At 51.5% G+C, this 22,456-nt stretch carries 21 protein-coding genes; 11 read left to right on the plus strand and 10 right to left on the minus strand.

The window, feature by feature from the left end; translation table 11 throughout:
- Positions 1–45: 45 nt before the first annotated feature.
- From GTPT_RS02295 to dnaT, 5 genes are all read right to left on the minus strand, one after another.
- Positions 46–708 (minus strand): epoxyqueuosine reductase QueH, encoded by a 663-nt coding sequence (locus tag GTPT_RS02295; RefSeq protein ID WP_025901538.1) that lies wholly within the window; start codon positions 706–708, stop codon positions 46–48.
- A gap of 234 nt (positions 709–942) precedes the next feature.
- On the minus strand, positions 943–1,500 hold the full coding sequence (gene ssuE / locus GTPT_RS02300; protein ID WP_025901539.1) for an NADPH-dependent FMN reductase: 558 nt from the start codon (positions 1,498–1,500) through the stop codon (positions 943–945).
- A 165-nt stretch (positions 1,501–1,665) separates the two neighbouring features.
- Positions 1,666–1,896: a tautomerase PptA gene (pptA, locus tag GTPT_RS02305; RefSeq protein ID WP_025901540.1), complete on the minus strand. Its 231-nt coding sequence runs from the start codon at positions 1,894–1,896 to the stop codon at positions 1,666–1,668.
- Between the two features lie 123 nt (positions 1,897–2,019).
- The gene (gene dnaC / locus GTPT_RS02310) at positions 2,020–2,760 is read right to left on the minus strand and encodes a replicative helicase loader DnaC (RefSeq protein ID WP_025901541.1); all 741 of its coding nucleotides are present in this window, start codon (positions 2,758–2,760) and stop codon (positions 2,020–2,022) included.
- A complete protein-coding gene (gene dnaT / locus GTPT_RS02315) occupies positions 2,760–3,308 on the minus strand; it encodes a primosomal protein DnaT (RefSeq protein WP_025901542.1) in 549 nt (182 codons plus the stop codon). Before dnaT ends, dnaC begins: the two co-directional genes overlap by 1 nt.
- Positions 3,309–3,494: 186 nt before the next feature.
- Here dnaT and GTPT_RS02320 point away from each other — a divergent pair, with 186 nt between their 5' ends.
- The 7 genes from GTPT_RS02320 to GTPT_RS02350 all read left to right on the plus strand — a co-directional run bounded on the left by GTPT_RS02320 (position 3,495) and on the right by GTPT_RS02350 (position 10,220).
- A complete protein-coding gene (locus GTPT_RS02320) occupies positions 3,495–4,091 on the plus strand; it encodes a DNA-3-methyladenine glycosylase I (protein WP_025901543.1) in 597 nt (198 codons plus the stop codon).
- Positions 4,092–4,176: 85 nt separating this feature from the next.
- Positions 4,177–5,199, plus strand: a complete 1,023-nt coding sequence (locus GTPT_RS02325; protein ID WP_025901544.1) for a LacI family DNA-binding transcriptional regulator — start codon at positions 4,177–4,179, stop codon at positions 5,197–5,199.
- A 140-nt stretch (positions 5,200–5,339) separates the two neighbouring features.
- Complete coding sequence (locus tag GTPT_RS02330; RefSeq protein ID WP_025901545.1) at positions 5,340–6,089, plus strand: sugar phosphate isomerase/epimerase family protein; 750 nt, start codon at positions 5,340–5,342, stop codon at positions 6,087–6,089.
- A 142-nt stretch (positions 6,090–6,231) separates the two neighbouring features.
- Positions 6,232–7,209 carry a glyoxylate/hydroxypyruvate reductase GhrB gene (gene ghrB, locus GTPT_RS02335; protein WP_025901546.1) on the plus strand — a complete coding sequence of 326 codons (978 nt, stop codon included), beginning with the start codon at positions 6,232–6,234 and terminating at the stop codon, positions 7,207–7,209.
- A gap of 96 nt (positions 7,210–7,305) precedes the next feature.
- Complete coding sequence (locus GTPT_RS02340) at positions 7,306–8,550, plus strand: valine--pyruvate transaminase (protein ID WP_025901547.1); 1,245 nt, start codon at positions 7,306–7,308, stop codon at positions 8,548–8,550.
- Between the two features lie 35 nt (positions 8,551–8,585).
- Positions 8,586–9,488, plus strand: coding sequence for an EamA family transporter (locus GTPT_RS02345; RefSeq protein ID WP_029991056.1), 903 nt, complete (start codon positions 8,586–8,588; stop codon positions 9,486–9,488).
- A 375-nt stretch (positions 9,489–9,863) separates the two neighbouring features.
- Positions 9,864–10,220 (plus strand): YceK/YidQ family lipoprotein, encoded by a 357-nt coding sequence (locus GTPT_RS02350; RefSeq protein ID WP_029991057.1) that lies wholly within the window; start codon positions 9,864–9,866, stop codon positions 10,218–10,220.
- Here the strand turns inward: GTPT_RS02350 and GTPT_RS02355 are convergent.
- The 4 genes from GTPT_RS02355 to yidA all read right to left on the minus strand — a co-directional run bounded on the left by GTPT_RS02355 (position 10,174) and on the right by yidA (position 13,251).
- A complete protein-coding gene (locus GTPT_RS02355; protein WP_029991059.1) occupies positions 10,174–11,454 on the minus strand; it encodes a YidR family protein in 1,281 nt (426 codons plus the stop codon). The two genes, GTPT_RS02350 and GTPT_RS02355, sit on opposite strands and share 47 nt — an antisense overlap.
- A gap of 148 nt (positions 11,455–11,602) precedes the next feature.
- On the minus strand, positions 11,603–11,815 hold the full coding sequence (locus GTPT_RS02360; RefSeq protein ID WP_025901551.1) for a YdgH/BhsA/McbA-like domain containing protein: 213 nt from the start codon (positions 11,813–11,815) through the stop codon (positions 11,603–11,605).
- Positions 11,816–11,923: 108 nt separating this feature from the next.
- Positions 11,924–12,139 carry a YdgH/BhsA/McbA family protein gene (locus tag GTPT_RS02365; RefSeq protein ID WP_029991061.1) on the minus strand — a complete coding sequence of 72 codons (216 nt, stop codon included), beginning with the start codon at positions 12,137–12,139 and terminating at the stop codon, positions 11,924–11,926.
- Positions 12,140–12,435: 296 nt separating this feature from the next.
- Positions 12,436–13,251: a sugar-phosphatase gene (gene yidA / locus GTPT_RS02370; protein ID WP_029991062.1), complete on the minus strand. Its 816-nt coding sequence runs from the start codon at positions 13,249–13,251 to the stop codon at positions 12,436–12,438.
- A 1,367-nt stretch (positions 13,252–14,618) separates the two neighbouring features.
- Between yidA and GTPT_RS02375 the strand changes: the two genes are divergently transcribed.
- From GTPT_RS02375 to GTPT_RS02390, 4 genes are all read left to right on the plus strand, one after another.
- On the plus strand, positions 14,619–15,380 hold the full coding sequence (locus tag GTPT_RS02375; RefSeq protein ID WP_029991063.1) for a hypothetical protein: 762 nt from the start codon (positions 14,619–14,621) through the stop codon (positions 15,378–15,380).
- Between the two features lie 81 nt (positions 15,381–15,461).
- Entirely contained in the window at positions 15,462–15,986 is a 525-nt protein-coding gene (locus GTPT_RS02380) for a CS1 type fimbrial major subunit (protein ID WP_029991064.1), read from the plus strand.
- Positions 15,987–16,044: 58 nt separating this feature from the next.
- Complete coding sequence (locus tag GTPT_RS02385) at positions 16,045–18,477, plus strand: TcfC E-set like domain-containing protein (protein WP_029991066.1); 2,433 nt, start codon at positions 16,045–16,047, stop codon at positions 18,475–18,477.
- On the plus strand, positions 18,474–19,748 hold the full coding sequence (locus tag GTPT_RS02390) for a hypothetical protein (RefSeq protein WP_029991068.1): 1,275 nt from the start codon (positions 18,474–18,476) through the stop codon (positions 19,746–19,748). Before GTPT_RS02385 ends, GTPT_RS02390 begins: the two co-directional genes overlap by 4 nt.
- Positions 19,749–20,046: 298 nt before the next feature.
- Here GTPT_RS02390 and gyrB read toward each other — a convergent pair whose 3' ends face one another.
- Positions 20,047–22,455: a DNA topoisomerase (ATP-hydrolyzing) subunit B gene (gyrB, locus tag GTPT_RS02395; RefSeq protein ID WP_029991070.1), complete on the minus strand. Its 2,409-nt coding sequence runs from the start codon at positions 22,453–22,455 to the stop codon at positions 20,047–20,049.
- Position 22,456 lies beyond the last annotated feature (1 nt).

Here is a 22,456-nt window from a genome sequence, read left to right on the forward strand (position 1 = left end):
AAAAAGGCGTCCAAAGGACGCCTTTTTTGCAGGGATAACCCGTGATTATTTATTATTTTCGGGTTCGTAATACTGCACACCAATCGTAATACGTTCACGGCCTGTCGCGACGCGGTGACGGTTGGTATCACGTAACGAATAGATACAGCCGCAGTATTCCTGCTGGTAAAAGCGCTCACGCTTGCTTATCTCAATCATTCGCGCGGAACCGCCGCCTTTACGCCAGTTGAATTCCCAGTACATCATTTCCGGGTAATTCGCGGCAGCACGAACGCCACAATCATTAATCTGTTTCATGTCTTTCCAGCGGGAAATCCCCAGTGACGAGGTGATCACCGGAAAGCCATTTTCATGGGCATAAAGCGCCGTACGTTCAAAGCGCATATCAAAGCACATGGTGCAACGTTCTCCGCGTTCCGGAGACCATTCCATGCCTTTTGCACGCTCAAACCAGTTGTCGCGATCATAGTCAGCATCGACAAACGGTACGCCGAACTTCTCTGCAAAACGAATATTCTCTTCTTTACGCAGTTCATACTCTTTCAGCGGATGAATATTCGGATTATAGAAAAAGATAGTGTACTCAATTCCCGAAGCCAGCATGGCTTCCATCACTTCTCCTGAACATGGCGCGCAGCAGGAGTGCAGTAAAACTTTATTATGACCACCCGGCAGCGGTAGTGGTTTTCTTTCGAAAGCGTCAGACATACTCAGATTTCCAAAACGTAGCAACAGCGAAAATGCATCATCCGGGACGTGCCCGGATGCAAAGTGTACAGCATATTGTTATCGGATTCTGTTCAATACGCCAGTCCGCTGTTTCTGAATCTCAATTTTTACACAAACGAATGAAAAAACTGGCCATCACTTCAGGCGACACCCGGGCGGGAAACGGAAATAACAGAATGCCGGACGGTATTTTATCATCGTCCGGCAGAATGATCAGCCGGTCAGTGCGGCCGGTAACGGAACCTTCAGCCGACGGATAGCCTGCAGGAAAGTATCAAGTTCCTTATTCAGTCGTCCGGTGATCATGTCATCTATCCGGGCCTGAGCCCCGACCTGGGTAATCTGGCTGTCATCGGCGAAGACACCCTGTAAGACATCCCGTGCTTTCAGTGTACTCAGTACCGGTTTCAGGGCGTAATCAATTGCCAGCATATGCGCCTGGCTGCCTGCGGTAGCCAGAGGGAGGACCACTTTATTTTCCAGGGCTCGTTCCGGTAACAAATCCAGTACGGTCTTCAGAACACCGGAATAGGACGCCTTATACACTGGCGTTGCGATAACAATACCACTGGCACTGGCCAGATCTTCTTTAAACAAAGAGATCGCCGGCGCATCAAACCGGGCCTGAATCAGATCATCCGGTTCGAAATGCTGAATATTCCACGGGATGACCTCAATACCGTGTGATTCCAGAATATGCTGGCTGTATGTCAGTAAGGACGTGGAACGTGACGGGAACCGGGGGCTCCCGGCCAGAGTGATCACCCGCATCTTTTTCCCCTTTTCAATATGCTATTACCCGCAGGAAAACTTAAGCGAATAATGGCAGAGAGAAACGGGCAGGAAAAATAATATATCCGGCAAAGCTATTGCCGGTTTTTGCTAACCCTATGGATTACCGAAGGTATCCGGAAAGGCGGGAGCCTGCCGGCAATATCAGAGCTGGTAGTCCGGAGCTTTAATCAGTTCTGCCATTTCGGGGGCAATTTGAGTTTCCCAGACCGACGATTTCCACTCCTCCCGGGGAACATATTTCAGCGCAATACTGACAGCACCTTCCCGGCATTCCAGATACTGTTGCATAAGTTGTGTCATCGCCTCTGCGAATTCTTTTGTCTGCTCCGGCGTCAGTTCACGGGGAAATGATTTAATTTCAATATGTGGCATCGGTTATCCTTCTGTCAGAAAAGCCCCTGCTGGATTGCTGTTCTGATAATGACACCGGAAATTTTGAGAAGAAAGAGAAATTACAACGCCTGCCGCGGCGGGCAGGCGAAAGCGGGAGAGGAATTAATATTCATCACCACGAACACGGTCACGGTAGCTGTCCCAATCAAAACGTACCCACATACTATTTCCCAGTCGCATCCTGTCCATCACCCTGTCGCCTAATAACGCGTTCATACCTTCATGGTTCAGGTTAGATAGCATCCCTGTCGGCCGTTTGGATGACGAGCGGCGGTCAACAATCTGGTTAATGATGACTTTTTCGTAGCGGGATTCGGTCTGCATACCGATTTCATCAATCACCAGCAGATCCACACTGCTCAGGTCATGGATTAAGCGTTCTTCCGTCAGCGTACTGCCCCCGCTGAATGTCCCTTTCATATTAGACATCAGGTCAGCGACCGTCACAATAAGAACACTTTTGCCGCGCAGGATCAGATCATTACCGATTGCTGCCGCCAGATGGTTTTTCCCGGTGCCGGGACGGCCGGAAAAAACAAAACTGGCAATACTGTGTTCAAATTCCGCGGCGTACTGACGTGCCATCGCCAGGGCTTTACGCTGCCCTTCACTTTCCACACGGTAATTGTCAAAGGAACAGTTCATATGCAATTCACGGATCCCCGAACGCCCCATGATACGCTGCATTTTCATCGCCCGGTTTTCACGAAATACGGCTTCTGAACGCAGGCGACCTTGCTCCTGGTTCCAGGCCAGTAAATCTTTACCACTGGTGAACTTGGGTTTTACCCCTTCAGGCATTAAACGTTGTAATCGGCTAAAAAGATTTTCCGGTGTTTTCATTATTCACCCCTGAAACCACTTGGCGTCTGACGATCAGGTTCGGCCACTTCCGTCAAATCACGGCGGGTCTGACCATATTTATTCACTCTGCCGGTCTGCAGGGAACGCGCCAGCTTTTGCTGCCACTGAATATGATGGAAAACCCGGCCTTCGGCCTGCCAGTAAGCAGTAAAGGCAGCAAGCTCTTCCTCACTGACCGGTTCGTTCAGCGCGATACCCCAGACCGCCGCCTGACGCAGAAAATCCGCATCGGGCTGCCAGCCGTTATACATAGGAAATTTTCCAGCCGGTGCACGAAATACCGGCGGCATCGCCGCCGCAGAAGGCTCAAAGAACTGGTCATCCAGTGCGACATCTGTGGGATGCTTTAAAGCAGCCTCAGCCGCCAACAGCTCCGCCAGACGCCCGGCCGTGAGTGCATACATGACCGGGGCATTATTATTGAAAACCGCAAGCGTTCCCCGTTCGGCGCCTTGCAGTGCAGAAAGCGGATCCTGGCTGAATTCATTCAACCCGATGATCGTTGAGGATAAAAGTTTAACCGGCATGATGAAACCTGACTCTGTAGAATTATCCGGCCCCGAACCCCCGGGTGCCTCGGGGCGACTATACCTATAGTGTACCAAGTTTGTCGTCATGGATCGCAAAAACATCATGTCATTGTTCTTCTCCCGGTGACTTCTGCCGGTCAGGATGACATCTCTGTCAGGAAACGCAGGATCCTTATTATGAAAATTCAACGCTGTCGTTGGGTCACTGCCGACCCGCTCTATATTAACTATCATGATCATGAATGGGGGATCCCTCAAAAAGATCCGCAGATATTATTTGAAATGCTCTGTCTCGAAGGCCAGCAGGCAGGTCTTTCATGGATCACGGTACTGAAGAAACGGGAGGCCTATCGGCAGCTTTTTAGCCAGTTCTCGGCCCCGGCCATGGCCGCCCTTACCACTGCCGATATCGATTTGTTACAACAGAATCCGGCAATCATTCGTCACCGCGGTAAAATAGAAGCGCTGGTCAGTAATGCCAATGCCTTGCTGGCCATGGAACAACAGGGTGAGTGTTTTTCTGATTTTGTATGGGGCTTTGTTAACCACCAGCCTGTCATCACCCGTTATCTCCGGAATGAGGATGCGCCAACATTGACTCCTGCATCAATAAAACTCGCTAAGGAGTTGAAAAGAAGAGGGTTCAGATTTACAGGCCCGACTACCTGCCATGCTTTTATGCAGGCAGCAGGCATGGTTATTGACCATCAGACTGATTGCTTCTGTCACCCGGATAACCGTAACAAACAGCCACAGGGCGCCGGTTCAGATAACGGATAAGCCACCGGCAGGGTCGAATATATACCGACAGACAGGCATAATCAGCGCTTCATGCCTGTGAGAGGCAGCATAAACAGGAGACGTAATGACTAGCAGGCCGCCACGCGCCACGATAAGCGATGTCGCCAAAGCCGCGGGAACCGGAAAAACCAGTGTCTCCCGCTACCTGAATGGCGAACAACAGCTGTTATCACCGGCCCTTAAAGCCCGGATAGAACAGGCCATTTCAGAGCTGAATTACCGGCCAAGTCAGATGGCCCGCAGCCTGAAACGCGGCCGTACACGGTTAATCGGGCTTATCATTGCTGATATTACCAATGCCTACTCAGTGGAAGTCATGTGCGGTATCGAAGCTGCATGCCGCGATTACGGGTTCACATTGTTAATGTGTAATACCAATAATGAGGTGGCACTGGAGCAATATTATATTCAGTTACTGAGCAGCTATCAGGTCGAAGGACTGATTATCAACGCAGTAGGGATGCGTGAGGAAGAGCTAAATCAGTTGCTGCAATCCAGGCTGCCGATGACATTGATAGACCGTAAAATTGATGACTTCGGGTGTAATGTCATTGGTCTGAAAAATCATGAAGCTTCACAGCAGGTCACCCGACATCTGGCTGGCAACGGTTTTAAATCGTTACTGTTCCTCAGTGAGCCAGTTGCCAGTGTCAATACTCGCCGGGAGAGGCTGGAAGCCTTCCGTCAGACAGTGGCGGAATATCCTGACATTTCCGGTGAAAACGCTGAAATTTGCCTGAATCAGACGGATAAATTACGCGAATGTCTGCGAGATTTTACCCGCAGACATGCATCTCAACACTGTGCCATCATTGCTGCGAACGGTTCCATGACGCTTCAGGTCGTGAAAGCCCTGCGTGACGAAGGACTGGAGTGTGGTAAAGATATCGGCCTGGCCGGGTTTGATGAGATGAGCTGGTCTGCACTGGCGGGTCCCGGTATTACGACGCTGAGACAGCCAACCCATCAGATAGGCTACAGTGCACTACAGAGTGTTATCAGCATGATAAAACAGACCGATACCACACCGAGTGATCAGTTTTTCAGCGGTGAATTAGTGGTACGTGGTTCCAGTCATCCCTTGTGATACCGCTGCTCTGATGCCCGGATAATCATTTTTTGTTACGGAGATGAAAAAATTATCCCTTTACCGGCCGGTTATGGAACCAGTACCATCCTAATCAGATAAGCGCTGAAACTGCCCGACCCCGATATCAGGAGGGAGTGATGAGTACTGAGATCATCGTAGTAACCGGAGCCTATGGCAGACAACAGGTTGCGGCTGCGGGTGGACAACAGGCACTGCTACCGGTGATTGAACGGGCAGGTGCCAGCGGTGTTGAAATCCGCCGGGAACTGTTTTCAGCACAGGAGTTGTCACAATTACCCGCATTGTCGGCCGCGATAAAACAGCACGGACTAACGGCTTATTACTCGGTTCCTGAGCCTCTGTTCACTGCCTCCGGCACAATTAACCCGGATCTGCAGACATTTTTTGCGGAGGCCGGCACCCTGAATGCACGCTTGCTGAAATTTTCGTCCGGCTACCCGGTCAGCAATGTCGCGGCGGAGAAGCTGGCTGAACAACTGGCGGCAAGCCCTGTCCCCGTCACGGTCGAGAATGATCAGACAGACGGCGGGAAAATTGCCGTAATGGCTGAATTTTTTTCCCGTTTCGGACAGATTCCGGCGATAGCCGGAATGACATTTGATACCGGAAACTGGTACTGGACCGGAGAGTCACCACTCCGGGCCTGCCGGGAACTTTCAGCCTATGTCAGCTATATCCATCTCAAAGCTGTCAGGAAGGATAAAGACGGTTTCCGCGCTGTCCCCCCGGCCCCGGACGATGAACACTGGCAAACGCTGCTGGCCGCACTCCCCGGGAACGTCCCGCGGGGTATTGAATTCCCGCTGACCGGAGAAGACCTGGTAGCTGTCACCCGGCAGTATGTGGATCTGTTTCGTCAGGTCTGACCCTGTTCAAGGTTATTTGTCTGACTGGAATTTCGTCCCGTCAGACAGATCACCTGTTGTGTGATACCGGCCCGGCATGGCTGAATGCCGGAACCGGAGTATGCAGTCATACCCTACAACTTCACCATGGAGATAAACCGGAATGAAACCCTCTGTCATACTTTATGAGTCATTACCCGCAGACCTGCTCTCCCGCCTGAGCGAACAGTATGATGTTACTGAAATCAGCGGCCTGAATGCTGAGACTGTGGCAGAACACGCAGATGCATTTCGTCAGGCGGTCGGACTGCTCGGTTCCGGCGGAAAAGTTGATCAAACCCTGCTCGACAGCATGCCCGCACTGAAAGCCTGTTCGACTATTTCAGTAGGTTATGATCTGTTTGATGTTGATGCATTAAGTGCACGCAATATCGCGCTGATGCACACCCCGACAGTGCTGACAGACACCGTAGCAGACACGATTATGGCTCTGGTACTGGCCAGCGCGCGCCGCGTTACTGAACTCGACCGTTGGGTAAAAGCCGGAAAATGGACCAAAAATATTGGTCCGGAAGAGTTCAGTATCGATGTACACCATAAAACCCTCGGCATCGTCGGTATGGGCCGCATTGGTAAAGCTGTCGCACAACGTGCCCGTTTCGGCTTTGATATGGAAATACTCTATACCGCTCGTTCGGCGCATAAGGATGCGGAAGAGCGCTTCGCGGCCACCCGCTGCGAGCTTGATGAGTTACTGAAAAAGAGTGACTTTGTCTGCATTATTCTGCCACTCACCGATCAGACACGGCATATGATTGGCGCCGGACAACTGGCGTTAATGAAATCCAGCGCGATCCTGATCAACGCTGGCCGTGGCCCGGTAGTGGATGAACAAGCCCTCACGCGCGCACTCAAAGAGAAAACTATTTACGGTGCCGGTCTGGATGTATTTGAACAGGAACCTATCCCGGCCCGGTCGGAGCTGCTGACTCTGCCTAATGTGGTGACGCTGCCGCATGTGGGCTCAGCCACCCATGAAACACGTTATGCCATGAAAAAGGATGGCGTGGAAAACCTGCTTGCCGCCCTGTCCGGTCATACGGATAAAAATTGCGTTAATGCCTCCGCACTTAAAAAGTGAGGGGTTAAGCCGGGAAGAGTACAACACATTACCATTGCGCCTGCGGATAGCGGGCGTTATGGTGGAGAGACCTTCGGTTAACTTTATACTTCAGCGATGAATTTTTCTCAGTTCGGTCACAAATTTACCCGTCAGAATGGCATCACCCGTTTAATGGAAGATATGGGGACAGGGTTACGTACGCCCGGTACAGTCATGCTGGGGGGCGGGAATCCTGCCAAAATCCCGGAAATGGAACACTATATTGAAGATTTGCTGGCTGATATGCAGCAAAGCGGCCAGCTGACGGAAGCTTTATGCAACTACGATGGTCCGAGGGGTAAGAGTGTATTGCTGGAAAGCCTGGCAGCAGAACTGAAAGAACATCATGGCTGGGATATCACAGCAAAAAACATCGCCCTGACAAATGGCAGCCAGAGCGCTTTTTTCTACCTGTTTAATCTGTTTGCCGGCAAACGAGAAGACGGTCAGAGACGTAAGGTTCTCTTTCCTCTGACACCGGAATACCTGGGATATGCGGATGCCGGTCTTGAAGAAGACCTGTTTGTTTCTGCCAGGCCTACGCTGACCCTGCTGCCCGAAGGACAGTTTAAATACCATATTGATATGGAAAATCTGGCTATCGGGGAAGATATTGGTCTGATTTGTGTTTCCCGGCCGACGAACCCGACCGGGAATGTGATTACCGACGAAGAATTAGCCAGCCTGGATACGCTGGCCAGACAGCACGATATTCCGCTGCTGATCGATAACGCCTACGGTTTACCTTTCCCCGGGATCATATTCACCGAAGCCAGCGCCCTGTGGAATCCGAACATTATTCTGTGTATGAGTCTGTCCAAGCTCGGTCTGCCCGGTGCACGCTGCGGTATTATTATTGCCGGCGAAGACACCATCAATGCGCTGGGAAATATGAACGGTATTATCAGTCTGGCCCCCGGAAGTATCGGGCCGGCTATCGCCAACGAAATGCTCTGTCGTAAGGATCTCCTGCGCCTGTCCGAACAGGTGATCAGGCCTTATTATCATCATAAAGTGACAGAAACGATTGCGATTATTCGCCGCTATCTTCCGGAAGACCGCTGCCTGATCCATAAACCGGAAGGGGCGATTTTCCTTTGGCTATGGTTCCGTGACCTTCCGGTAACCACGGAAGAACTTTACCACCGTCTGAAAGCGCGTGGTGTATTGATGGTGCCCGGGCATTTCTTCTTCCCGGGGTTACAGGAAGAGTGGCCTCATGGAAATCAGTGCATGCGGATGAACTATGTTCCTGAAAATAAAGAAATTGAACGTGCAATGATTATTCTGGCCGATGAACTGGAACAGATCTGTCGTTGATTCTTATCGACTAACTGACTATTTAAGAGTCAACTATGCGCCTTAAAGACCTGCTTCTGGCATTGTGTGTTGTGATCATCTGGGGTGTAAACTTCGTCGTCATCAAAGTGGGGCTGGAAGGTATTCCCCCTTTTTTACTGGCAGCACTGCGCTTCCTGCTGGTCGCTTTTCCCGCTTGTTTGTTTATCAGGCGGCCCGCAGTGCCCTTTAAGTGGCTACTGGCGTATGGCATGACCATCAGTTTCGGGCAATTTGCCTTATTATTTCTGGCCATCAAGCTGGGTATGCCTGCCGGGCTGGCTTCACTCATACTGCAGGCACAAGTCTTCTTTACCTTACTGTTCGGTGCCTTTTTTCTGCGTGAAAAACTGCGCTGGTATAATGTTACCGGCTTACTGGTGGCCATTATCGGGATGGTCTTCCTGGCAGAACAGAGTCTGACACCGGGTGTCAGCGATGCGATGTCACTGACCAGCCTGTTATTAACGCTGGCAGCCGCGCTCTGCTGGGGGCTCGGTAACATCACCAGTAAAATCATCATGCGCGATCATCCGGTACCGGCAATGTCACTGGTGGTCTGGAGTGCATTTATTCCTGTTGTGCCATTTATACTGTGCAGCCTCGTCTTTGATGGTGCCGGGAACGTTCATCACAGCCTGACGCATTTTTCAGTTACCGGCGTATTCTCCGTCGTTTACCTGTCACTGCTCTCGACCATCGTCGGTTATGGACTCTGGGGAGCGTTACTGGGCCGTTATGAAACGTCACGGGTGGCACCGATGGCTTTGCTGGTACCGGTGGCCGGGATCCTCAGCGCCTCTTTTTTCCTGCATGAAACCATCAGTTCCTGCCAGATGCTCGGGATTAGTGTGATTATTGCAGGATTACTGATCACCACCTTCGCAGGCAGGTTACAAAAACTTCGTCAGCGTCGCTGACCGGATTACCTCATGTAAAAACGCCGCGCACCCGCGGCATTTTTGTATTCATCGACCCGCAACGAAACATCATCCCGCAGGATCGCAAATTTCACCAGGGCATGCCCTGACGTCTCTTCCGGGATAACCCGTCCGGGCACGCCAGACAGGTCAGTCCCCTGTACCGGCGATATCCGTCGTACGATGAAACAGGATCGGGGAACTGCACTTTTTTCAAGCAGAAAATAGATTTTTTGCGCGAATTCAGACGAATTGACATACACTCAGGAAGAGGGATTATCATATGACTGTAGTAACAGACTGTCATATTTTCGGTTACCAATCGCTGACGACCTGAAAAAAGATGAAACAGAAGGTAAGGAAGGAACGATAATGATGAAAATGAAAAACAGGATCCCGACTGCCGGCGTTATTGTCTGGTGTGCTTTCTCTTCCACAGGATGTTCCAGTGTGATGTCTCATACCGGTCCGGAACAAGGCTATTATCCGGGGACCCGTGCCAATACGGAGATCCTGAGCGACAGTCATACCCGATGGCCGGTGAAGACCCTGGCGGCTCTGGATTATCCTTTTTCAGCCGTCATGGATACACTGTTGCTCCCCTGGGATTATTATCGCCGTGATCATGGTGGCGGGCTTTCATTACGTGCCAGAGTCGAACAGAACGACGACCTGGCAAAAACAACTACCCCGCAAACGGCGACACTGGCAACAACTCCCCCGTCACAATAAACAATTGTCGCCAGCCACCGACGATACGTGAATAGGCGATATTCAAGCCATCAGGTGACCAGACGACAGCCTCTCCGTCAGGAGAGCGATCGGTACGGGGTGTCACCCGGCGGCAATTACCGGTCTGTACATCACAGGTCATAACGCTATTGTCACAAATAAACGCAAGGTAATCGCCAGCCGGATGCCAGTTAACCACGGAGGTGATACTGTGTTTAAGCGCCGTTATTTGAACCGGTTCCCCACCCTGCGGTGACACAGTCCATAACTGAATGATCCCTTCATCATCTGCCATCAGAAAACTGATCCTGCTGCCATCCGGGGATGTACGTAACCAGTGCCTCGGTTGCAGGGCAATGCCGCGGGAAAACGTCAGTCTGCGCTGAACAATGCCTGCCGGCGGTGAGGGCATCCGCTCAGCGGTTCCCTGCAGCGGATAAGCTCCGGGCAGCGCATAGTCTGCGGCGGTTTCCGGCAAATCCGCAATGAAGATTTCCGGAACCTTTTCACCTTCTGCCGGGACGGTATCACCAATAAACACCAGCGCCCGGCGCTGCCACTCACCATTTTGTTTACGGTAGCCCCGTAGACCTACCCAACTCTCTTCATAGGCGCGGCTGATTTCATCGCTGCCGGGCACAGGTTCGGAAGTCGTGGTGCTGATGAGAACGCAAAAATGGCTTCCGTTATATTCCCGCGGATGTTGCTTAGCAATAGTTACCGGATGGAGAGGCACTGCCACGCCAACATTTCGCAAATCTTCGGCCAGGGAGCGTTCATGCATCACATGATCGTTATAGGTAAAGCTCAGGTAATCCCCATCTGCATCATACATATGGACATGACTGCCGCCACGTAATGCCCCCGGGGTAAAGGGCGGCGTAATATCGCAGGCATCCAGAGTCACCGCCTGGCCTTGTTGAATAATAACGCCTCGTCGGTGATGGAGGTCGTACTGCCACTTCTCATCGGGGTTTTCAGGGCCATGAATGCAGACGTATCGTTCCGGGAGCTGAGGACTGCAGGTGATGACACCCACACAAGCGCCTTCAGTTGCCCGGTAAATAATCTCGGTGATACCCGTGTGAATATTCACCCGTTCAACTGTCTGGCTATTGAAAGTGGCTTCCGGGGGACGTAAGTCAAAGACCAGCCACTGGCTGTCCGGCGTCCATACCTGAGCATTAGTTAACTGATGATGACGTTTGTCGAAGGTAAGTTGTATTTCCTGCATTCACCCGGGTCCACTGCATTCAGTAAGTGGAGGGAATATGCAATATTCTGCCAGCCTGTACCAGTGATAATGCCCGCTTTCTGCCGTTAAAAACGGAAAAACTGCCTATGGCAGTTTTCCGACGATTGCATGAGCTTTGCGACAGTACTTATTTGTTTAATTCCGCAGTCATATAAACGCCGTTATCAGTACGGGCACTGGTGATGGTGTATGACGATGCACCATCAGCTTTCGCCTGAGCAGCAATGTGAGCCTGTGCACTATCCAGGGTGCTGCCGGTAGCAGAGATCATCTCAGCTGAAGCGCCAAAAGAGAGTGCGGAAAAAACAGCGGCGGTGGCTATAGTGGTTAATATTTTCATTATCAAATTCCTTCTCTGGTTATCTGTTATGTATGATGCCCGTTCCTGCCGGTGCACCTGATACCGTTCATACAGCCTCTGTTCACAGACAGAGCCGTCCCGGGGTCATTACTTGTTGTTAATTTCTGCTGTCATATAAACACCGTTATGCGTATGTGCACTGGTGATGGTGTATGACGATGCACCATCAGCTTTCGCCTGAGCAGCAATCTGAGACTGCGCACTATCGAGGGTACTGCCGGTGGCAGAAATCATTTCTGCTGAAGCCCCAAAAGATAAGGCGGATAAAGCAGCGACGGTGAATAAGGTAGCGATCGTTTTCATTGTTAACTCCTGAATAAGTAAAACCTGATATGTAATGCGTTGATGTAATAATACCTATAGTTATTATTAGGTGGTTAACAGAAAATGCGATCTTGATCACGCAAAAACCTTTTGTGTCGCGATTTTATTTTAATTAATTGCAACGTATTAATTACATTAGGGTTCCTGAAAGTCACAATAACGAAAAAAAACGACATATCCGATGAGTACCGGATAAAGCAAACGGAGAGCGGAGAAAAACAGCCGATCGCGGGCAAAAAAAAGCACCCCGTAGGGTGCCTGCCTGATCTCAGGATTTATTCAGAAAGGGCCCATTTTTCAATGGCCAGGGCAACACCGTCTTCAGCATTAGACAGTGTCTGGTAACGGGCATGTTTTTTGACGATATCAATCGCATTCCCCATGGCTACCCCGCTGCCGGCGTAAGTCACCATCGCCAGATCATTTTCGTGATCACCAATCGCCATCACTTCATCCGCTGAAATCCCGAGTAACTCAGCCAGCTTACGAACCCCCTCTCCCTTATTGACCTGTTTGTTGAGAATTTCGAGGTAGAACGGGGAGCTTTTCAGGACGGTATAGTTTTCTACGATCTCTGCCGGTAACCGGGCAATCGCTTCATCGAGGATTTCAGGTTCATCCACCATCATCAGTTTCGGAAAACGTAATTCAGGATCCATCTCTTCCACAGCACGGTAGCGTAACGGTATTCCCGTCAGAGAAACCTCATGTACCGTATATTTGCTGATATCTTTGTCGGGAGTATAAAGATGTGTTTTATCCAGCGCCTGGAAGTGGACTCCCAGTTCTCCGGAAAGCTGCGCAAACCGGAGATAATCGTCATGTTCCAGAGTCACCTCGGCAACACAGCTGCCATCTTCGGCGCGCTGTACCAGTGCCCCGTTGTAACTGATACAAAACTGCCCGGGTTTATCCAGTCCCAGCTCTGCAATATACCGCTGAATACCAATATAGGGCCTGCCCGAAGCCAGTACGACAGTGATCCCCCGGGCCTGAGCCTTGTGGATAGCCGATTTTACGGCGGGGCTTATCTGATGGTCCGGAGTCAGCAGAGTGCCATCCATATCAATTGCTATCAGTCTGATTGCCATAACGTCTCCGGAAATAATGAATAGTCCGCTGATGCTACCCTTTTTTACTGAATACTGACTACTGTTTCTATATCAACTGTGATCTGTGCCGTTTATTCAGTATCGGTGCAGAGCGGAAGGTTCGTCTTTTATTTCTCTCAGTGGACAAGGGAACACGGCCCCGTAGCCTGAGATGCTTGTGTTGCCTGCTTATCCTTAAGTGCGGGGTTTATTGAAGTATTCTGTGCTAACCGTACTGTGCCCACCTAAATAACAGGCCAGATATAAATTCTGACCACCCCAAACGCGCAGGAGACCTTCTGAATCAGGTGTTCTTACTGTCAGCCGTAAACAAGCAGCGTCGCATGATATGAAAAACACCGGGCTGCCCTGCTTCGTCAGGAGCTACCGCAAACAGCCAACACACTGAGTAAGTGACGACGCTTATTGAGTCCGTGGTGTGATCTTTGGTCATTGGCGATGGCTGCAGGTGATACCCGTTATCGCTCGTCGCTCTCTGCTTACCTATCTGGCGGATAAACGGCAACAGACAGCCATCCCCCTTTACAATGAGGGGTTTCCTGATGCTGGCGTACTCCCTGTAACCGTTAATAAAGATCCACCCGAAGCACTCTGGTGATCCGTATGCAGGGAGTGCCTACCGGTGCAGTGCCCGGTGTTAACGGGAATGACTCCGCGGGGAATACCCCCATTTCTGACGCACCAGATATTAAAGTATCGTTAATTCATGGTTAAATTTCTGAATTTAACTTAAACGCTTAATAAACAGCCACAGCAAATGAAATGTTTTTTTTCGTGATAAATTATCTTTCCTAATGTGTTCCGAGCCTGCTTTTATCTGCCCCTTCATTTTGTGACCAATTGTTTCCACATGATTCGTAATGTTTTTTTTGGCCTTACTCAACCTTTACAATCGAATGCACCGATCAATACGTAATTATCCTATAGTCATAGACTATCAAATAGCCACAATTGATCGGTATTGACGAACGCAGGAATATAGCGATAATCAGCACCCATCAGTTTTCAGGAAAGAAACCGCTTTCCAATTATTAGTAATTTTTAAACGCATAATAAGTCAGAAAGTCACTTAATAACGTCAGTTATAAGGATTTTTAACAGTGGCCGGGGTCCGTACAGGATATGGATATTCAGAAGTAAAACATCTGACTTTTTGTATTTAAAAAAAACGAATGCCGATCCTGAGAAATATTTAATTCTGTCAGCGGCATCTGTTTATGACTCTGGTTTCTTTTTTATTTCTTTAAATACTCTGATGATGAGGGAATGAATGTTTCATTATTTTTCATCATCAGTAACTGACTCATTAGCCGGGTTTATATCCCGGGAAACGCGGGTGACTTTTTATGAAACTTTTTAATTACCTTTCAGCTTTTACCGGCATTTGTTTTCTTTCTCTCGGCATGGTGTCTTCTGCCTCCGCCACACCGGTTATCGGTATCGGCAGCATGTACGATGTCCTGATGCCCGGCACACAAAGCATGACCAAACGCATTTATAACACCGGGGACTCAACAGCCTTTGTCCGTGTCGGAATACTGGAAATCCACCCGGGTAATAATACGGACCCGGATGAGAAACCCCAGAAAGAAGTGTCCGGCAAAACGCTTGAGCAGGACCGGCTGATTGTCACGCCACAGCGCCTGATTATCCCGCCCGGGGGATTCCAGGCAGTACGGATCCTCTGGCCCGGCAGCCGTGATACCGAACGCTATTTCCGGGTCAGGTTTACCCCGGTAATGCCGGAAGCCGATGACAGTTTCGGACTGAATAAGGAAGCAGCCAGTGAGTACCGTAAAAATACACTGCATGCCGGACTGAATGTCCTGACCGGTTACGGGACCATTGTGATTGTTCAGCCTGACAAACCGGTGTTTAACTCCGAAATAAATAATTTACCTTCCGGTGACATTATTGTCAGCAATAAAGGGAATGCCACCGTATCGCTGGATAATATCCGTCAGTGTAAATCCGCAAATACAGACTGCGGTGCCGTCACCCGGGAATTTGTTCTCCCCGGAAAGACGAAGACGCTGAAAAAGAAAACCGGCTATAAAACTAATTTCACTCTTATCGAGGGAAATAACAAACGGGCGTTAAGTTATTAACCCCCGGCAAAAGTTAAGTCTCCCTTTACTTAACATCTCAGATATTACGTGTATTAACTTTAACCTTAAGGAATCATTACTATGAAATTCAACTTTTCTGCCCTGAATAAGTCCCTGGCCACCGCACTGGTTTCCTGCGCAATCCTGGGCGGCGCTGCGGCTCATGCCGCTGACTCACAGAGCTACACCATCAACCTGTCTGCCACTGTGCCGGCCGACAGCTTCCAGGTGATCCCGGTCGACTCAGGCTGGATTGACCAGACCCAGACCATGGGCTACGACATTGCAACCAGCAAACTTCAGTCTTTCGAAAAACAGTTCCAGTACAAAAACACCGCGGGCGCTATCCAGGCCTCACTGACCGGTAACCTGAATACCGACGGTAAACCGCAGCTGTCTAACGGTACTGACGTCATTCCTCTGGCGGTGAAGTTTAATAATGTCGCGCTCAGCCAGACGGCCACCACCGTGGTCAGCGAAAGTGCGGCCAAAGCGGGCGGACGTACAGCACTGAATATCTCGCAGGACGATGATAAAGCCCTGACAGTGAACGGTTCTTTCACCGGCAGTGTTGCCATGATTTTTGAGCCGGTTGTTGCCGAATAAGGCTGTCTCTCTGCCCTAACCTGACGGAGGCTGCCATCATATTGTGGCAGCTTTTTTTATGAAAAAACATTTTCTCGTCCTGACTCTGTTGCCCCTGATGTATCCCCTGACGGCACCGGCTGAAGATATGATGCTGGCCGTCAATATGCGCGGCCTGCCCGAAGACTTCAGGCAGTATTTTTATGATGCCGAGCTGGTTGTGCAGGTTTACCTGAACGATACCCGCTTATTTGATGCTGCAGTCTCGCTGAGAAAAAACGGAGACATCCGCCTGCTTCGTACGTTTGACGATGCCGAAGATACTGACCCGGAGACCCGGGCACTCTGGACCGGCGTACTGAAACAGGGCGTCCCGACGGGAAAATGCCGGAAAGACTGCCCGTCCGGTCTGATGGAAGTCCAGTACCGGCTGGATAACTCGGTCCTGAAACTTTACACCGCAGACTATGAAACCTCCCGGGCAGGAAGTGCCTATATCGGCATGCCGGAAGATACCCCCGGCGGCATGATTATGTACAACGACATGTCATTAAGCAGTTCCGGATCGCTGCGCAGCTGGGGAATAAACTCCTCCCTGACCGCGTCTTTTGCCGGCTGGAGCCAGAGAGCCTCTTTTCAGTCTTCGGGCACCGACGGCAGTTACCGGTACAGCAGTTCCGGTCTGTATGAGCTGTTTACCCAGAAAGAACTTCAGGGCAGCTTTGTCCGGCTGGGCCTGTTTTCCCCGGACAGTGATAACGGCAATGTGCAGACCTCCGGTTTCGGCTATGACACCGTGGCGGGAGCGATGTGGGGAACCTCTGACACCCTGCTGGTCAGTACGGACAGCGTCAGTGCCTGGCCGGTCTATGTCACCGGACGCAACCAGTCAGTCGCGGAAGTCTGGCGCGACGGCCGGCTGATCCACACCCAGCAGTTACAGGCCGGCGTGCAGGCGCTCGACACCCGCCAGCTGCCGGGCGGTATCTATGATATCACCATCAAAATTATCGAAAACGGTCAGACGACCGACACACAGCAGGCCCAGATCTACAAACCCCAGGGATGGAGTGACCCGAACCGCCGCTGGCGCATGACGTTGTGGGGCGGCCAGCGCAGAACGCTGGCGACCGGCGATACCGGCACAGGCCGGGAGACCCCCTTTGCCGCCGGCGGCGGTATCGACGTACTGGCACACCCCCGCGCGATCCTCGGCGTCAGCACGGCGGTCACAGAGAAAGAACAGCAGGTCAGAACCCGGGCGAATATCACCCTTTCGCCGGATGACACCCTGTTCGCCCAGTACACCCTGGGTAATCTGGAATATCAGGCGAACCGGAATACCGATATCCGCTATTACCGCAATATTCCCGGCGGCGGCTCGGCCAGCCTGTTCTGGCGTTCAACCACGACAGATGTTTATGGTCACAGAACCGCGTCACGCCAGCAGGGCGATACCTGGGGCAGCAGCCTGTCGCTGCGGATGCCCTGGTCAACCTCCCTTATCGTGAACGGGCAGTATATGAATACCGCCTGGCGCCGCGGGGTGGGGACCGATGTCTCTGTGACCACCCTGGCCACTGTGGCCGGGCATGATATGAATTTCAGGGTAAGCGCCTACGACACGCCGGGCTTTAACAGCCAGCGCCGCGACCACGGTGTGTCATTCGGTGTCAGCCTCTCGCTGGCCCCTGCGGCCCGTCATACCGTGTCGGCGGAAACCGGCATGAGCGGGAACCAGGGCTATTCCAGCCTGAACTATCAGTGGCAGCCGGGGGACAACAGCAGCCTCCGCTCACTGGGCGGCGGGGTGTCATACAGTCCGCAGAATACCGTCTTCAGCGGTAACGCCACTGTCGATACCCCGTTCGTCAGCGGGGATGCCTACGTGCAGCATAACACGCAGGGAAGTTCCAATACCGCCGGCGGCAACCTGAGCCAGGTACTGGTGATGGGGGGAGGCAAAGTGGCCTCCGCGAACGGTAATGCCAGCCGCAGCATGGAATCCGCACTGATTGTGGATGTGGATACCGAGGATGACACCACCGGTATCATCGCCTCCGGGACCTCGGCCGAAACGCGGCTGAAGCCGGGTCGTAACATCGTGCCGGCAGAGCTGTGGAAAAAGGATACGGTGCAGTTTTCGGCCAGCGGCGGGGAAAGCGTGCAGGTCTTCCCGTCGCAGGAAAGCATGCAAATGAGACGCGGTAGTGTGAAATATATCAGTGTGAAAGCAGTGAAAACGTTCACCGTGGTCGGGATGTTACTGGACACGCAGGGAGAAGTCCTGAAAAACCGCTATGTGAGCAGTGATGTCTCCGGCGGCATTATCAATGCCGAAGGGGTACTGACACTGGACTCCGGGGTGACCAACCGGATGCTGAGCATCAGAGCGGAAAAAGGCCAGCCGGCCCTGCAGTGCGAACTTCCGGCGGGAATGGACAAAACGAAGAAGGTGCAGTTTATCAGCACCGTCGCGTGCCGGGCAGCCGGCACAGGAGAACATAAATGAAAAAGATACTGATATGCCTGCTGGCAGGCAGCATGCTGGCGGCCGGGAGCCTGTCGGCAAAGGCGGCGACCATGAATATCACCGCATCCTTCACCCCGTCGGTAAGTAATCCGGAAAATAATACCTTTACAAACACCACACCAACGGGAGGATACTGCTCTACGTGGCCCCAATACTGTTCCGGCGTCAGTGTTGAGCTCCCGGGGATCATGGGAGTAAGCTCCAGGGCTATTCCCGCCAGACAGAATGCGGATAAAAGAGATGGACTATTTTTTAAAATACCGGTTACCCCACACAACGTGGTTGTGACAAACAGAGAAAATGGCGAGTCACATACTGTTAGCTTCAGAGCCAGTGCGTTTGGTGTTCAATTTACACCGGCCGGAGATAACAATGGCTGGGGAGCCGAAGGTCAGGGTACTCTGGGATACCCGGAGTATAGTGGCTCTAACGGATGCTCGTCTGGTGCGGGTGGACAGTTTGGAACAAGCGGAACAGCGACAAGATTTATCTGGAATTTTACCACAGCGGCTACAGCCGGCTGCTACCGGATAAGTATACTTGAGAGAGCTGCTGGCATCAAATTCACCAATTACAATATGGGTTATATCCTGACAGCGCCGGACCCGCTGAAAATGGGAGCCGGGATATACGAAGGCTCGATAACTTATAGCGTGGGTCCGGGCGGTGATTTTGATTTTGGCGACAACATTCAGGTGAGTGATACTACGCTTACCATCAATTTCACTCTAACCGTGAACCACGAACTCAAACTCTCCACCACAGCGGACAACCAGCAGGTTGCCCTGCAGCCCTGCGCCTCCGGAAAAGTGTGCACGGCGGAGGAAGGTGCCGCTAACTGGGAGCGTTGGATGATCACCCGCGCCACCCCGGAGCTGACCGGCAGAAGTAATTTCAGCCTCTCCAGCTCGGGTACGTTCACGGTATATCTGCAATGTGAGCAGCAGAGCGGTTCAGACTGTGCCCTGAAAAGCGATAACACCCCTTCACAGACGGTGCCCGTACAGAGCCTTTTAACATTGCCGCGTGGGATCGTGGACTCATCAACCGGCTCAGGGGTTTCAAAAAGACGGCTGGCCGCAGGCAGGGATTTAACGAAAAACGTTTTTGTGACGAAGTCATTCGGGGAGAACCAGGCCGGAAGTATTGATTTTCTGGTCAGCCGGAAAGACGTGGACACCATGCTGGAAACCCGCCCGGATACCTACCGGGGTGCCATTACGGTGATTTTTGACCCCAAAATTTACTGAGATATGCAGGGCTCTCCTCCCCGGAGAACAGATCTATGTTAACGGGTCGCAGTGAAAAACCAGGGGGGGTGTACGTCTGTTAAAGGCGACACTGGCGGACAGACAGTATCAGTAATATGCCCGAGGGTGCCAGCATAGAATAATCACCGGGCAGGATGACGAAAATCACGTGCAGATCAGAGATTAAAAGGCCCGGGTCGGCAGAATACCGAACCCGGGCCTTTATAACCACTTAACATGAACTGTCCGGCTTTGTGGCTACAGTTCATTACCCATTTTTTAGCTCAGCAGCGAACGATCAGATATCGATATTCGCGGCTTTCAGGGCATTTTCTTCGATAAAGGCGCGACGAGGTTCAACCGCATCCCCCATCAGCGTGGTAAACAGCTGATCGGCGGCAATGGCATCTTTTATAGTCACACGCATCATGCGGCGGCTTTCCGGATCCATTGTCGTTTCCCAGAGCTGTTCCGGGTTCATCTCACCCAGACCTTTATAGCGCTGTACTGACAGGCCACGTCTGGATTCTTTCACCAGCCACTCCACGGCCTGCTCAAAGCTGGCCACCGGCTGACGACGCTCCCCGCGTTCAATGAAGGCATCTTCTTCGATAAGACCACGAAGTTGCTCACCCAGTGTATTAATTCTCTGGTATTCCGGTCCGTAAATAAATTCTGAATCCAGAGGATAATCCGTATCCACACCATGTGTACGAATACGAAGTACCGGCTCAAAACGCTGATGTTCACGGTCTTCACGGACAATACCGGTATAGCTGCTACCGTGCTGTTCGCGTTCTTCCAGTTGGGCCACCAGAGCATCCATCCACGCCTGTACGGCCGCCTGGTCAGATAAATCACTCAGCGTCGGGTGATACACCAGCCCTCTCAGTAATGCCGCCGGATAGCGACGGGTCATGCGCTTAATCATCTTCTCTGTACTGTTGTACATTGATACCAGATTTTCCAGCGAGGCTCCGCTCAGCGCAGGTGCGCTGGCATTGGTATGCAGGGTAGCTCCGTCCAGCGCAATCGCTATCTGGTACTGGTCCATCGCATCATCATCTTTGATGTACTGTTCCTGCTTACCTTTTTTCACTTTGTACAGCGGTGGCTGTGCGATAAACACATGGCCGCGTTCAATGATTTCAGGCATCTGACGATAGAAGAAAGTCAGCAGCAGCGTACGGATATGCGAACCATCGACGTCCGCATCCGTCATAATAATGATACTGTGATAACGCAATTTGTCCGGATTGTACTCATCGCGGCCGATACCACAACCCAGCGCGGTGATCAGTGTTGCCACTTCCTGGGAAGAGAGCATCTTGTCAAAACGGGCTTTTTCGACGTTCAGGATCTTACCTTTCAGAGGTAAAATGGCCTGATTCTTGCGGTTACGCCCCTGCTTCGCAGAGCCGCCCGCAGAGTCCCCTTCCACCAGATAAACTTCTGAAAGCGCAGGGTCGCGTTCCTGGCAATCCGCCAGTTTGCCCGGTAATCCGGCCAGGTCCAGCGCGCCTTTACGACGGGTCATTTCACGGGCACGGCGCGCCGCTTCACGCGCACGGGCAGCATCGATAATTTTACCGACGACAATCTTGGCATCGGACGGATTTTCCAGCAGATATTCAGAGAGCAGTTCATTCATCTGCGATTCCACTGCCGATTTCACTTCCGAAGAGACCAGCTTATCCTTGGTCTGGGAAGAGAATTTCGGGTCCGGCACTTTCACCGACACAACCGCGATCAGACCTTCACGGGCATCATCACCGGTGGCACTGACCTTCGCCTTTTTACTGTAGCCTTCTTTATCCATATACGCATTCAGTGTACGGGTCATTGAGGCACGGAAACCGGCAAGGTGCGTCCCGCCATCCCTCTGCGGAATGTTGTTGGTAAAGCAGTAGATATTTTCCTGGAAGCTATCGTTCCACTGCAACGCAACTTCCACGCCGATACCGTCTTTTTCCGTACTGAAATAGAAGACGTTCGGATGGATAGGCGTTTTATTTTTATTCAGATACTCCACAAACGCGCGGATACCACCTTCGTAGTGGTAGTGATCACTCTTATCTGTACGCTTGTCGATCAGGCGGATAGACACGCCGGAATTCAGGAAAGAGAGTTCGCGCAGGCGTTTTGCCAGAATGTCGTATTCGAAATCGGTCACATTCGTAAATGTCTGATGACTGGCCCAGAAACGTACCGCAGTCCCGCTCACATCTGTTTCGCCGATCACCGCCAGCGGTGCTGTCGGTACACCGTGCTGATAAATTTGCTGATGAACTTTACCGTCACGACGGATAGTCAGTTCCAGCTTTTCAGACAATGCGTTGACGACAGAGACACCCACGCCATGTAAACCACCGGACACTTTATAAGAGTTATCGTCAAACTTACCCCCGGCATGCAGCACAGTCATAATCACTTCTGCCGCCGATACGCCCTCTTCCGGGTGAATTCCGGTCGGAATACCACGACCATCATCCTGAACTGAGACGGAGTTATCGGAGTGGATAGTGACGGTGATTTCTTTACAGTGGCCTGCGAGTGCTTCGTCGATGGCGTTGTCCACTACCTCGAATACCATGTGATGCAGACCGGTACCGTCATCCGTGTCACCGATGTACATACCGGGGCGTTTGCGTACCGCATCAAGTCCTTTCAGGACTTTGATACTGGAGGAGTCATAAGAATTCGACATC

The organism is Tatumella ptyseos ATCC 33301, assembly GCF_000735525.1.
In the GTDB taxonomy this organism is placed as follows: Bacteria; Pseudomonadota; Gammaproteobacteria; order Enterobacterales; family Enterobacteriaceae; genus Tatumella; species Tatumella ptyseos.